Origin of the sequence: Deinococcus arboris, from assembly GCF_009755355.1 — a bacterium.
In the GTDB taxonomy this organism is placed as follows: Bacteria; Deinococcota; Deinococci; order Deinococcales; family Deinococcaceae; genus Deinococcus; species Deinococcus betulae.
In genome coordinates, this window is the sequence record NZ_WQLB01000042.1 from 1 (window position 1) to 12,463 (window position 12,463).

Genomic DNA, 12,463 nt, shown 5'->3' on the forward strand with positions numbered 1-12,463 from the left:
GCGGCCTTTGCAGAGCAGGCGAAAAACCGCCAACAGCAGTTGCGGGAAGGCCGCTCACCCCAGCACGAGCGCTCTCGATATGTTCCAGGCTGAAGCCAACTGAAACCAGGCAGGACGCTCCCAGATGGGTCGGACCTGTAGGAAGAAGTCGGCGCGATGGATTCACACCGCTGGGGCGCCGTAAACCCCCATAGCCTCTTCACGTCTCTCCCCTTTCGACGGGGTGTGACCTTCAGGGATGCCAGAATGCGCCTGTGACCCGCACCGCCTGGCCTGCCTCTTCTCCGCTGCTGGCCCTGGATATCGGCGGCACCAGTCTCCGAGCGGCGCTTGTGGACGGCGGGCGCGTGACCGAGCGGCGCCAGACCGCCACGCCGCGTCCCGCCGCACCAGACGCCGTGCTGAACGCTGTTCTGGAGCTGGCAAAGCCCCTGGCCACACAGGCAGGTGCTGTGGGCGTCGCCTGCGCCGGGGCCGTCGCCGGGGGCCGGGTGACCGCCACCGCCGCCCATACCTTTCCTGGCTGGGTGGACATTCCCCTGGCCGAGACACTGGGCGCGGGCCTGGGCCTGCCCGCCGCCGCCCTGAACGACGCCCGCGCCGCCGCCTGGGGCGAATACGTGGCAGGCGCTGGAAGGGACACCACAGAATTCATGTTCGTCACGGTCAGCACTGGCGTAGGGGCGGGGCTGGTGCTGGGTGGGCGGCTGCACCTGGCAGCCAACGGCCTGGACGCCGAGCTGGGCTTTGTCCAGGTGCCTGCCGTGTGGGGTGAGGGTGCCCCGACTCCCCTGGGCCGCCTGGGACCACTGGAATTCGAGACGAGCGGCACGGCCCTGGGGGCACAGGCCGCCGCGCTGGGGCTGGCCGATGCCCGCGCCCTGTGTGACGCCGCCGAGGCTGGGCATGAAGCAGCGGGCGCCGCCTACGACCATTCAGCGGCGCTGCTGGCCTGGAAGTGTGCCGACGTGGCCGCGCTGCTGGGCGTGACGCGGGTGGCTCTGGGCGGCAGCGTGGGCCTGAGACCTGGTTATCTGGCGCGGGTGCGCGCGGCGCTGACCTGCTTTCCAGTGCGGTATCAACCCGAACTTGTTCACGCCGCGCTGGGGGCCGACGCGGGCCTGATAGGTGCGGCGCTGTGGGCCAGCCAGGAGGCCTGAAGACCTCACCTTTCAATTGACAGGTTTTCACAGGCCAGCTCCTCTTCTCAACACGCCTCAGCGCCGCCTTTTTGCCGTCTGTCAGCCTGTTCCTTGGCCTGGGCCAGCGTGTGTTAGCCTCCAGAAACTTTCAGAGGAGGCACGGCACATGACGACCACAATGATGGAAGGGTTTTTGCCCTTCGAGCATGAACCCTATTTCAATTTCCGCGACGAGGCGGTGGCCGCTCTTCAGCGCCAGGCGTTTGCCCAGGTCCGCGAGCAGTATCTGGGCCGCACCTTTCCCCTGCTGATTGGCGGCCAGGCCGACGAGGGCAGCGGCACTTTCGAGGTCCGCAATCCAGCCGACACCCGCGAGACCGTGTGGCGTTTCCAGAAGGCCACCCCAGGGCAGCTGGAGCAGGCGATTCAAGCCGCCCAGACGGCTTTCGAGGACTGGCGCTTTTCAGACCCCTTTCAGCGCGCCAGCATCTTCAAGCGCGCCGCCGAACTGCTACGGGCGCGCCGCTTTGAACTCAATGCCGTCATGACCCTGGAAAACGGCAAGAACTGGCCCGAGGCCGACGGCGAGGTCGCCGAGTCGGTGGACCATTTCGAGGTCTTTGCGCGGGAAACGCTGCGCTGGTCGCAGGGCAAGCCGGTCTATCCCATGCCCGACGAACACGTGACCACCGTGTATGAGCCGCTGGGCGTAGTCGCCTGTATCAGCCCCTGGAACTTTCCCAGTGCAATTCCGCTGGGCATGGCGCTGGGGGCCCTTGCCGCTGGCAACACGGTGATCTGGAAACCTGCCAGCGAAACCCCACTGTCGTCGTACCTGCTGGTCGAACTGCTGTTTGAGGCTGGGCTGCCCAGAGGAGCTATTCAGTTCCTGACCGGCACCGACGACGTGCTGGGCGACCCGCTGGTGGACCACCCCGGCATTCGCATGATTGCCTTTACTGGCAGCAAGGAAATCGGCTGCCGCATCTACGAGCGCGCCGCCAAGGTGCAGCCCGGTCAGCGCTGGCTCAAGCGCGTCATTGCCGAGATGGGCGGCAAGGACCCGACGGTCGTGTGCGCCGACGGCGACCTGGACGCGGCGGCGGCCGGCATCGTGCAGGCGGCCTACGGGTACGCGGGCCAGAAGTGCTCGGCCTGCTCGCGCGTGATTGTCGAGGAGAGCGTGCACGACGCCCTGCTGGAGAAGGTGACGGCGCTGGCCAGCGGGCTGAAGGTGGGCCTGCCTGAAGACAACGCGGACCTGGGCCCGGTCATCCACCCCGGCAGCGCCGAGCGTATTCAGGGTTTCGTGGCGCGCGGCCAGCAGAGCGCCCGCCTGGTCCTGGGCGGCGAGGCGCCTGACACCGGCGGCCGCGAGGGCGGCTACGTCGCGCCCACCCTTTTTGCCGATGTGGCGCCGAACGACCCGCTGTTTCAGGAAGAAATCTTTGGGCCCGTGCTGGCCTTTACCCGCGCGCGCGACTGGCAGCACGCCATCGACCTGGCCAACGACTCGGAATATGGCCTGACTGCCGCGTTTTACAGCCGCGACCCTCACAAGATTGCCGAAGCCAGAAAGCGCATCCATGTGGGCAACCTGTACATCAACCGCAAATGCACCGGGGCGCTGTCAGGCACCCACGCCTTCGGCGGCTACGGCATGAGCGGCACCAACGCCAAGGTCGGCGGCCCGGACTACCTGTTCTGGTTCCTGCAAACGAAAACGGTGGCCCAGCGGTATTAGAGCCAATGTGGCTGGGAGAAGGCCAGCGGGTTTATCCCGTCTGCGTTTCCAGCCACTGGCGCCCCTGCACCTCCGTAGGCACAAAGCGGATGCTGGGATGGCGGGCGTGCTCGCGGGCCAGCTCGGCGAAGCGCTCGCCGTGGGCGGCCGGGTCGGGGACCACCACGGCCACAGGCAGCCGCCAGTTCACGAAGGTCTGAAACAGCTCGCCCAGCAGTCCGGTGCGCAGATTCAGGAACTCAGGCGAGAGGTCGGCCACAGAGAGAATCAGGCCGTCCAGGCCGTAGATGGCCCCCAGCACCTGCGCGGTGTCGCTGGCATCCCGGAACGTCAGGCCCAGTTCGGCCGCTGTCCTGATGTATACGTCTGCCTTCATTTCTCTAACCGCCTCCTCTCTGCTGCCCTCAGCGCCCGGCCTTCTGCAACACTACCCCCATGACTGACCCTGACCGCAACACCCGCGCTCAACTGGCCTTCGCCCGCCTGCTGCCCAAGCTGTTCCGGGGGGGGCAGGCCTTTGTGGGCGTGGAGGCGTCCCTGAGCGGTCTTTCGGACGAGCAGGCCGCCACGCGCCCCCAGCACCTGCCGCATTCGGTGGCCGAACTGGTGGCGCACATCAACTGGTGGAACCGCTGGATGCTGGACATCATCGAAATGGGCCAGAGCCAGCCGTACCCGAAGGCGGCGGCCGAGACCTGGCCGGCAGTCGGCGCCGACGAGTGGCGGGACGTCAAAAACGAATTTTACGAACTGCTGGCGCGCATAGACCCGCACGCCGCGCGGCCTGACCTGGCCAACCCCGTCAACCACGAAGAGACCATCGGGGAACTGCTGGCCGACATGGCGCTGCACACCGCCCACCACTTTGGGCAGGTTGTGACGGTGCGGCAGGCGCTGGGGGCCTGGCCTCCTCCCGGCGGCGGCGACACGTGGTAAGCGGCGTCTTTGGCAAGGCCACCGGCAACCTGTTCCTGGGCGGCCCAGCGAATGTGTCGTGGGAGCAGGCGCTTAAAGGGCTGGGGGCAGAGGACGCCGCGCGCGTGCCGCCGGGCCTGCCGCATTCCGCCGCGCAGGTGGCGGCCCACGTGCAGTTCTGGCAGGCGTGGCTGCTGGACGCGGCGGCGGGCCAGGCCCCCGCGTGGCCGGAACATGCCAGCGCCGGCTGGCCCCCACCGGGCGACTGGGCCGCCCTGCGCGCCGAGCTGCTGGCGGGTCAGGCGCGGCTGCGCGAGCTGAGCCGCGACCCCGACTTTGCCGCCGGCACCACCCCGCAGGGTCAGCCCTGGGCCGCCATGCTGGTCAACTTCGCTGGGCACGGCGCCTACCATCTGGGGCAGGTCGTGCTGGTTCGTCAGGCGCTGGGGCTGTGGCCCCCGCCGGGCGGAGGTGATACGTGGTAGAGGCCCAGTCGTTCACCGAGCTGAACGCCGGCGACCCCAGCCGCGCGTCGCACGTCTGGCGGGTCGAGACGGAGGCCGGCCCCGAACTCTGGCGCCGCTCGTGGTGGACTGCCCCTGAGGTCAGTGCTTTCATGCTGGGCCTGGGCAGGCTGTTCGGGGTGGACCCCCGCGACCTGAAAGCCACGGCTGGGACTTACGCCTTCTGGCGACGCCTGAACGTCTGGGCGGTACCAGCTGTGGCTGGCCTGACCGACTTTCAGGGTGGGCCCACGCTTCGGGTCGAGTTTATAGAAGGTGACACGGGTGACTTTGCCCAGGCCGACGCCCGCGAGCTGGGCCGGCGGGTGGCGGCGGTACACACCCACCCGCAGCTCCACTTTGGCGACGTGACGGGCACCCACCGCTTTCCCCTCGCCGAGTTTTATCCCCGCGCCCTGGCGATGATTCAGGCGGTGGCCCCCCGCTACCGCTTTCAGGACTGGGCCGCACATGAGGCCACGGTGACAGCGATCCTTCGGGCCGCTCCAGCGCCCAGCGCCGCCGTGCCCATGCTGCTTGACTGGAACGGCAGCCAGTTCGTGTGGCGTGAGGGGCAGCCCTTCGCCCTAGTGGATGTCGAGGCGTCGGCCCTGGCGCCACCAGAACTGGACCTCTGTTTCTGGGAAGTGCTGCTGGACGGGGCGCAGGCCCAGGCGTTTGAAGCCGGCTACCGTGAAATGCAACCTTTTCCCGACCTGAGCGCCCACCGCGCTGCCTGCCGCCTCATCCTGCTGACGCTGGAAGTGGAGGGAGCGCCGCCGCTGGGCGAGTGGCTGGCCCTCCCCACTCACTTCACTTCTCCCACCTGACCTCAAGAGGAAACTTGTCATGTCCAACGTCTTTTACCGCTCCCGTAAGTCCTATCCCGTCGCCGTGCGTGCTGAGGGGGTGTTTATCGAGGATGCCCAGGGCCAGCGGTATCTGGACGGCTCCTCCGGGGCGCTGGTGGCCAATATTGGGCATGGCCGGACGGAGGTCGCGCAGGCGATGGCCGCGCAGGTAAGCCAACTGGCCTTTGTTCACGGCTCGCAGTTTTCCAGTGAGGTTCTGGAAACGTATGCGGCGCGGCTGGCCGACTTTCTGACGCTGCCTGGCTTCCGCTTCTGGGGGGTTTCCGGCGGCTCGGAGGCCAACGAGAGCGCTATCAAACTGGCGCGGCAATACCACGTCGAACGCGGCGAGCCGGGGCGCTTCAAGGTGGTGACCCGCGTCCCCAGTTACCACGGCGCCTCGCTGGGGGCGCTGGCGGCGTCTGGAATGGGGGCCCGGCGCGAGGTCTACGCGCCCCTGATCCGCGAAGACGCCTGGCCCAAGATGCCCAAACCTGACCCCAGCCTCAGCGGGTTGCAGGATGCCGAACGCCTGCGGGCCGTGCTGGAAGCGGCTGGACCAGAGACGGTGGCGGCGTTTATCTGTGAACCGGTGGTGGGTGCCTCGGACGCGGCGCTGGCGCCGAATGCGGGCTACCACGCGCACATTGCCAAGATCTGCCGCGAATATGGCGTGCTGTTCATTGCCGACGAGGTTATGAGCGGCATGGGCCGCTGCGGGGCGCCGCTGGCCGTGCGGCTGGGCTGGGAAGTCACGCCCGACCTTGTGGTGCTGGGCAAGGGCCTGGCCGCCGGCTACGCCCCGCTGGCCGGCCTGATGGCGGCCCCAGCGGTCTACGACACGGTGATGAACGGCAGCGGCGCTTTCAAGCACGGCTTTACCTACGCCGGTCATCCGGTGAGTGTGGCGGCCGGGCTGAGTGTGCTGGACATCGTGGAAAGGGAGGCGCTGGTGACGGCGGCCCGTGAGCGCGGCGCGCAGTTGCTGTCCGGCTTGCAAGCCTTGCAAGCCAGGCATCCGCAGGTGCTGGCGGCGCGGGGCCACGGCCTGCTGCTGGGGCTGGTGTTGGGCGACCCGGAGACCGGAGAGGCTTTTCCGCAGCCCGGTCTGGCCGAGCGCGTGGCTGCCGCCGCCCGCGAGGAGGGCCTGCTGACCTACCCCGGCTCGGGTGCGGTGGACGGCACGCGGGGCGACCACCTGCTGCTGGGTCCGCCCCTGAGTATCTCGGTAGCAGAAGTAGCGGTCATGCTGGCGGCCCTGGACCGGGCACTGGCGACCACTGGGGTTAGCGCCGCTGTCTGAGAAGGATGTCGGCTGTGGTGCCGACCCCGTGCCAGGGCCCTGCTGTCTCCGCGCCACGCCTGAAACCTGAGGGCCTCTGTTCCGTTCGCCCTGAAGCAAACATTGGCATTCGTCTACAAGAGGCAGACGCATACGCCTTCATGTGAGAGCCATTCAGCCACAGGACTATAGACACAGCTGAACGCCCTCAAGCAGGGCGCTGAGACAAGCTCCTCAGCGCCCTGCCGTCATTTCTTCAAGCGCTTTTTCTCGGCGCGCACCATGCGCACAAACTGAGCCAGGCGGGGCGCCCGGTTCCAGCGTTTGCGGTCCAGGCCCACGCGCCAGATCCACTCCACACCCAGCCGCCGGGTCCAGGCGGGCGCAAGGTCGGCGGTGCCGGCCAGCACGTCAATCACACCGCCGCAGCCGATCATGACCGGGACGTTCATCACCTGGCGCCAGTACTGGTTGAAGGTTTCCTGGCGCCCGGCCCCCATGCCCGTCAGCAGCAGGTCGGCGCGGCTTTCACGTACCAGTTCCGCCACGCGCTGGTCGTCGGGCAGGTCAAAATACCCGTGGTGAATGCCCGCCACCTGAATGCCGTAGTCCCGAGCAGCGTTCTGCGCGGCGACTTCGGCCACGCCGGGTTTGGCCCCCAGAAAAAACACGCGCAGGCGTGGGCCGTGCCGCTGCATTAAGCCCTGCACGATGTCAAAGCCAGGGGCACGCGGCACCTCGGTCCCAGTGAGCTGGCGGGCGGCCCACACGGTTCCCACACCGTCGGCTGTAACGAGATCGGCCACCTGCATGGCATTGACAAAATCCGGCTGGGTGCGCGACTGCACAATGAATTCAGGATTCAGGGTCACCACGGTATGCGGCGCGCGCACCGGGGCAGTCACCCAGGCACCCAGGCGGTCCAGAACAGGGTCCAGCGAAAGAACGTCCAGCGGCAGGTCAAACAGGGTCAGGCGCTGAGGCGGCTCGGGGGTGGTCATGCTGGAGCCGATTGTAATGCAACCGGTTCAGAGAGCAGCACCCCGCGCCGTGGAGGAAAATCCAGGAACGCTGGAGAGGAGGCGCCTGCTGCACACACAACGCCTTGCCGTGCAGCAGGGAAGAATGCTCACCCCTCATGCCGCCGCAAGCCAGCCGGGCGGGCGGGACCGTGCCAGTGGGCAGATCAAGACCGAACTACACCCCTCTACCCTCTTCAAACCACCAGAAGACGAACCTGCCTGGGCCGCACTCAACTTTCAGGCTGCGCTCTTCCCTCCGCCTCTGCCCGCCCCCGTACCCACCTGCCCAGGCTGGGGCATACTGCTGTGCATGTTGCCCGGAGCTTTCGGTGCCCTGCCTGCGGACGCTCAGGCGCAGGTGATGGCCGCCGGCCGCGTGAACCGCTGGAGCCGCACAGAGTTGCTGTACCACCCAGAAGACGCGGCCGAAACCCTGTTTGTCTTGTTACGCGGCGCCGCCCGCCTGTACCGGCTGGGTGCCGGCGCACGCGAGGTCACGCTGGACGTTCACGGCCCCGGCGCCCTGCTGGGCGTGCTGGCGCTGACACCCGGCGCCCGCTACGGCATGTACGCCGAGGCCATGGACGACACCGAGGCCCTGCTGCTGGGCCAGGAGGCGCTGACCCGCCTGACGGGCGCGCAGCCTGCTGTGGGCGTGGCCCTCACCGAGCAGATGACGCGGCAAACACGCGGCGTACAGGAGCGGCTCTCGGGGCTGGTCTTTCTGGAGGTCTCTCAGCGGCTGGCGGTGGCGCTGCTGCACCTCGCCGAGCGCGAAGGCCCCTGGCCAGAAGGCGGCGCCCTGGCCCTGCGTGACCGGGTGTCACACCAGGACCTCGCGCATGTGGTGGGCAGCACGCGCGAGACAATCACCAAACTGCTGGGCGATTTCCGCACGCGCGGCCTACTGGACCTGGGCTACCGGCGTATTATCCTGACCGACCGAGAGGGCCTCCTGCGGGTTACCCGCGAACCGCTGCGCTAGGCAACGCCGCGCCGTACTGTGAGCGGCGTTGCAGTATCTGGCCCCGCCGCCGCGCGAACGTAGCGGCGCCGGGCCGGGCAGCCGCCCAGGGCCATTGGTTCACACATTCACGACAGGCGTCCACCCCAGCTTGGTGGCCGGGAGGGAAGCAAGCAGCATGGCAAAGAGCGCAGCGGCAGAGTTCAGGCAGGGGCACATGGGCGAGTATTTCCGCTTGCCGGTGGGCGCCACCGCGCAGGCCCTCACCGAGGAGCGGCCGGACCTGGACCGCCGCGCCCTGGCCAGCGCCCTGCGCGACTATCACCGCGACCTGGGGACGCTGAACGCCGACACAGAAGCGCAGCTGGAGCGACTGGCCCATCCCCGCTCGCGGGTGGTGGTCACCGGGCAGCAGGCGGGCGCGCTGACCGGCCCCGCCTACGCGGTGCACAAGGGCGCCGACGCCACGCTGCTGGCCCGGCAGCTGCACGACGACGACCGCCCGGTCGTGGCGGTGTACTGGGTGGCCAGCCAGGACCACGACGCGGCCGAGGTGGCCAGCACGACCCTGCTGGACATGAATGAGCGCCTGCACCGCCTGACCCTGGACGTGCCCGCCGGGGTGCCGGTAGGCCGCGTACCGTGGCGCCCCGAATGGACCGCGCAGGTTCACGCTCTTCTGGACACCTTTGATGCGCCGGCCGAGCATGTGCGGGCGGTTCGCACCCGGATAGACGCGGCCACCCGCGCTGGCGGCAGCTACGCCGACGTGTTTGCCCGGTTGATGCACGGCCTGCTGGCACCGGCCGGTCTGGTGGTGCTGGACCCCCTGCACCCAGCCCTGGCCCGCCTGATGGCCCCCACCCTGGCGCGTGAGCTGCGGGCGCCCCTGGCCTCCTCGGCGGCCATTGAAGCGGCGGCCGTGCGGCTGGAACAGGACGGCTTTGAGCCGCAGTTGCGGCGGCCCGCTGGCGCCACCAACCTCTTTCTGGAAGAGGAGGATGGCCAGCGCCGCCTGCTGCGCGCTGAGGGAAGTCAGCTCTACACCGAGACCCGGACTTACACCGTCAGCGACCTGCTCACACGGCTGGACGCCGACCCCACCCGCCTGACTCCAGCGGCTGGCCTGCGCCCGGCCGTGCAGGACGCGCTGCTGCCCACCCTGGCCTTTGTGGTGGGCCCCGGTGAGATCGCCTACGCGGCGCAGCTGCGGGACGTGTACCCGCTGCACGGCCTGCACCAGCCCCTGCTGTGGCCGCGCCTGAGCGTGACCTGGCTGGAACCCAACGTGGCCCGCCTGCTGGGCCGCCTGAAAGCGACGGCCGCCCAGGTCCGGGCGGACCCCGAGGGGGTGCTGGGCCGCGCCCTGGCCGCCGAGCGTGGGGCCGGGGCCGCCGCCGTGGCCAGACTGGACGCCCTGGACGCCGAACTGAGGGAGCTGACTGCCGACCTGGGCGCCCTGGACCCCACCCTGACTGGTGCTGCCGAGCGCACCCGCGCCCGCACCACCGCCCGCGTGGCGCACCTGCAAACCCTGGCCATTCATGCCCTCGCCCGCGCTGAGAATGACCGCACCCGGCAGCTCAGTCGCCTCAAGGCCCACCTGCTACCCGGTGGCGTGCCGCAAGAACGCGAACTCAATTTTCTGAGCCTGCTGCTCAAGCACGGCGACGCGCCCCTGCGGCAACTGCTGGGGCTGCCCGCAGGCTTTCAGGGCGAAGTGACCATCGCGTAACCCGGAGACAAAAAGGGCGGGGCGGCCACAGACAGGCTGCCCCGCTCCTCAAATTCACTGCTAGACGCTGGGCGTACCCTGAATGGCCTTCACCAGAAAGCGGACAGCGGTGCGTTCCTCGGCCTGTACATCCAGCTTCACAAATTCCGGCTGGGTGTAGAGGTCAAGGCCGTCGCCAGTCAGGTAACCGCGCGCAATGGCCAGGGCCTTGACCGCCTGATTGACGGCGGCTGGGCCGATGGCCTGAATATCCACCTCGCCCTGTGACCGCAGCAGAGCGGCGATGGCACCGGCGATGGCATTAGGACGGGAAGTGCCGGAGACGCGAAGGGTTTCCAAGGTAATGCTCTCCTTCCACGGAACCGTGGTAATAGAGCAAGTTTAAGCGCTGGGGCCAGCTGGAACAATTCCCACAGGGGCTTTTGTGAGGATGCCCCCGGCGGGGGCAGGGTCAGATGGGACGCCCGCTGCGACCCAAACTTCGGTTCTCCGCTGACAAAAGCCTGACCCGCAGCAGAAGAACCGGTGACCTTCCGCCGCCAGACTGCCCGCCATGACCGTTCCCTCTGAAAAAGCCAGCGGCTGGCACCCGTTGCCGGACACGCATCTGACGCCGAGTGCCCTTCAGGCCTCCTCAGACGGGGCCGCATGAGCCAGCCCAAGGTGGTGGCCGTCAAGGCACCCGGCCCTGTGGGCCGCACGCTGCTGCTGGAGCACGCCGCCGCTGACTTTCTGGCCGAAATCACGCGGGAAAAGCCCTGGCGCCGCGCCCGCTATGAGGACCTTCTGGAGACCCTGGAGACCTACCTGGGCCGGCCTGCTCCACTGCTGGCCTACACCCGCGCCACGGGCGAGGCCTGGCTGCGCGCTCTACACGAATCTGAACGTCAGGACGCCCGCGACCTGCTTACCGAGTTCCGCGCGTACCTGCGCGACTGTGGCTGGCTGGACTTAGCGCGGCCTGTGAATCAGCTAGATTGACATGAAGGAAGCAGACGGCGGTGAGCAGGGCAGGCGCACAGGGTCGCCTGCCTTTCTTCGGTGAGGCGGTCGGAATGAGGAAGAACCAGCCCTCCCAGCAGTGCCGCAAAAAACGGATGGCGGTTCTTTAACTGTCCTCAAAGGAAATTGGTGTGCCTGCGAGCAGAGCCAATCTGGGTTTAGCAGCTTGCTCCTCGGAACAGCCATACACATGCGACGCCGAGCAGCTTGAAGAGGCCCTGAATTGCTTCCAGGAACCGATTCCTTTTTATCGCTGCCGTTCGCTCGGCTGCGACGCTTTGCCACCCCCGAATAACTCGGCGGTCTGTTGCCTGGTCGTCGCACCTTCGCCTGAGTGCTGTGCGGCGGCTTCCGTCTGGTCCACTGAGCCATCCGTATTGATTGGGCACCTAGACTCCACGCTGCGGCGGTGCTGCCTCCGTCTTCTGCGCCGCCGGGTCAGCTCGCTCAGCTTGAATCTTTGGCACAACCCACGGGTTAGGAGTCAGTAGGCGCGGTGGCCAGGGCTCCTTTCAGCACTGACGCACGGCGGCCAGGCTGAGCCGCCTCCACTGAAACATGCGGGCTAACAGCCCCACCTTCCCTCAACTTCCGCCTAAAGACGGACGCCGTCAGAACCGTCGCCGGGCTACTGTGGCCTTCAGCTCAGCCGATGGGCCTTCTCCCGCCGGTCCTCCGGCCTCCTCATTTCCCCTCCCCTGCCGCCGAGGTTGTCCCTGTGGAAGAGATTCTGGTTCCCCTGTTCTTTTTTGGCAGCGTCTTTGGCTTCCCGCTGCTGCGCCGCCACCTGATTCACCGGCACGCCATGGACCGCGCGGCCCTGGCCTTGCGGCAGCCGGTTACCGCCACCCTGCCCAATCCCCCTGTGCAGGCCGACGATGCCCCAGCCCTGGCCCTGCGCCTGCCCGAGCCGCACCGCCTCTATACGCTGGCCCTGCTGTGCCGCCTGGAAGACGCGCCGCAGGACACCGAACCCGCCACCCACTTTTTGCTGCGCCAGACGCGCGCCGAGTATCTGCCCGACACCCTGCGCGCCTACCTGGCCGTGACCCCAGCGGCCCGGCAGCAACTGGGTGGTCAGGGCCACACCCCCGAAAGCCTGCTGGGCGAGCAACTGGCGCTGCTGAATCAGGCCGTGACCGAGGCGCTGGCCCACGACCATACGGCGGCCAACCGCCTGCTGACCCAGGGCCGCTTTCTGGCGGACCGCGCCAGGGCTCCTGTAGAGTTAACGGCTTTGGAACGCTTCTCAGGGAACCGGGTCTAAGCGTTGGGGCAGCCCCCACAAGGTAGGGGAACAGAC

General features: G+C 68.0%; 13 protein-coding genes. 10 read left to right on the top strand and 3 right to left on the bottom strand.

All coding sequences use genetic code 11. From position 1 onward, the window contains the following. The first annotated feature begins 254 nt into the window (after window positions 1–254). Together GO986_RS20205 and GO986_RS20210 are read left to right on the top strand one after the other, a co-directional pair. Entirely contained in the window at window positions 255–1,160 is a 906-nt protein-coding gene (locus tag GO986_RS20205) for an ROK family protein (protein ID WP_369409497.1), read from the top strand. Window positions 1,161–1,308: 148 nt separating this feature from the next. Next, window positions 1,309–2,886, top strand: coding sequence for an L-glutamate gamma-semialdehyde dehydrogenase (locus GO986_RS20210; protein ID WP_157461328.1), 1,578 nt, complete (start codon window positions 1,309–1,311; stop codon window positions 2,884–2,886). A 31-nt stretch (window positions 2,887–2,917) separates the two neighbouring features. On the opposite strand, the gene GO986_RS20215 is transcribed toward GO986_RS20210, so the two are convergent. Next, window positions 2,918–3,262, bottom strand: a complete 345-nt coding sequence (locus GO986_RS20215; RefSeq protein WP_157461329.1) for a DUF4180 domain-containing protein — start codon at window positions 3,260–3,262, stop codon at window positions 2,918–2,920. 59 nt (window positions 3,263–3,321) lie between these two features. On the opposite strand from GO986_RS20215, the gene GO986_RS20220 reads away from it, so the two are divergent. From GO986_RS20220 to GO986_RS20235, 4 genes are read left to right on the top strand one after another with little or no spacing between them, the layout of a single operon-like run. Continuing rightward, window positions 3,322–3,822: a DinB family protein gene (locus tag GO986_RS20220; protein ID WP_157461330.1), complete on the top strand. Its 501-nt coding sequence runs from the start codon at window positions 3,322–3,324 to the stop codon at window positions 3,820–3,822. Beyond that, a complete protein-coding gene (locus tag GO986_RS20225; protein ID WP_369409498.1) occupies window positions 3,816–4,286 on the top strand; it encodes a DinB family protein in 471 nt (156 codons plus the stop codon). Before GO986_RS20220 ends, GO986_RS20225 begins: the two co-directional genes overlap by 7 nt. After that, a complete protein-coding gene (locus GO986_RS20230; protein ID WP_369409499.1) occupies window positions 4,280–5,134 on the top strand; it encodes a hypothetical protein in 855 nt (284 codons plus the stop codon). The genes GO986_RS20225 and GO986_RS20230 overlap by 7 nt, the downstream gene beginning before the upstream one ends. Before the next feature lie 19 nt (window positions 5,135–5,153). Further along, window positions 5,154–6,458 carry an aminotransferase family protein gene (locus tag GO986_RS20235; RefSeq protein ID WP_157461332.1) on the top strand — a complete coding sequence of 435 codons (1,305 nt, stop codon included), beginning with the start codon at window positions 5,154–5,156 and terminating at the stop codon, window positions 6,456–6,458. A 227-nt stretch (window positions 6,459–6,685) separates the two neighbouring features. Here the strand turns inward: GO986_RS20235 and GO986_RS20240 are convergent, their stop codons facing one another. Then, window positions 6,686–7,438 carry a WecB/TagA/CpsF family glycosyltransferase gene (locus GO986_RS20240; protein ID WP_157461333.1) on the bottom strand — a complete coding sequence of 251 codons (753 nt, stop codon included), beginning with the start codon at window positions 7,436–7,438 and terminating at the stop codon, window positions 6,686–6,688. Between the two features lie 331 nt (window positions 7,439–7,769). Here GO986_RS20240 and GO986_RS20245 point away from each other — a divergent pair, with 331 nt between their 5' ends. Together GO986_RS20245 and bshC are read left to right on the top strand one after the other, a co-directional pair. Further along, window positions 7,770–8,444 (top strand): Crp/Fnr family transcriptional regulator, encoded by a 675-nt coding sequence (locus GO986_RS20245; protein WP_157461334.1) that lies wholly within the window; start codon window positions 7,770–7,772, stop codon window positions 8,442–8,444. 157 nt (window positions 8,445–8,601) lie between these two features. After that, window positions 8,602–10,158, top strand: coding sequence for a bacillithiol biosynthesis cysteine-adding enzyme BshC (bshC, locus tag GO986_RS20250; protein ID WP_157461335.1), 1,557 nt, complete (start codon window positions 8,602–8,604; stop codon window positions 10,156–10,158). A 60-nt stretch (window positions 10,159–10,218) separates the two neighbouring features. Here the strand turns inward: bshC and GO986_RS20255 are convergent, their stop codons facing one another. Beyond that, window positions 10,219–10,497 carry a stage V sporulation protein S gene (locus GO986_RS20255; protein WP_157461336.1) on the bottom strand — a complete coding sequence of 93 codons (279 nt, stop codon included), beginning with the start codon at window positions 10,495–10,497 and terminating at the stop codon, window positions 10,219–10,221. A 309-nt stretch (window positions 10,498–10,806) separates the two neighbouring features. On the opposite strand from GO986_RS20255, the gene GO986_RS20260 reads away from it, so the two are divergent. Together GO986_RS20260 and GO986_RS20265 are read left to right on the top strand one after the other, a co-directional pair. Then, entirely contained in the window at window positions 10,807–11,139 is a 333-nt protein-coding gene (locus GO986_RS20260) for a hypothetical protein (RefSeq protein ID WP_157461337.1), read from the top strand. A 739-nt stretch (window positions 11,140–11,878) separates the two neighbouring features. Continuing rightward, window positions 11,879–12,427, top strand: coding sequence for a hypothetical protein (locus GO986_RS20265; protein ID WP_369409500.1), 549 nt, complete (start codon window positions 11,879–11,881; stop codon window positions 12,425–12,427). The last annotated feature ends 36 nt before the right edge of the window (window positions 12,428–12,463 follow it).

Coding starts and splice junctions, on each gene's coding strand:
- GO986_RS20220 (WP_157461330.1), top strand. CDS start 3,322: ATGACTGACCCTGACCGCAACACCCGCGCTCAACTGGCCTTCGCCCGC.
- bshC (WP_157461335.1), top strand. CDS start 8,602: ATGGCAAAGAGCGCAGCGGCAGAGTTCAGGCAGGGGCACATGGGCGAG.
- GO986_RS20215 (WP_157461329.1), bottom strand. CDS start 3,262: ATGAAGGCAGACGTATACATCAGGACAGCGGCCGAACTGGGCCTGACG.
- GO986_RS20210 (WP_157461328.1), top strand. CDS start 1,309: ATGACGACCACAATGATGGAAGGGTTTTTGCCCTTCGAGCATGAACCC.
- GO986_RS20235 (WP_157461332.1), top strand. CDS start 5,154: ATGTCCAACGTCTTTTACCGCTCCCGTAAGTCCTATCCCGTCGCCGTG.
- GO986_RS20260 (WP_157461337.1), top strand. CDS start 10,807: ATGAGCCAGCCCAAGGTGGTGGCCGTCAAGGCACCCGGCCCTGTGGGC.
- GO986_RS20240 (WP_157461333.1), bottom strand. CDS start 7,438: ATGACCACCCCCGAGCCGCCTCAGCGCCTGACCCTGTTTGACCTGCCG.
- GO986_RS20245 (WP_157461334.1), top strand. CDS start 7,770: ATGTTGCCCGGAGCTTTCGGTGCCCTGCCTGCGGACGCTCAGGCGCAG.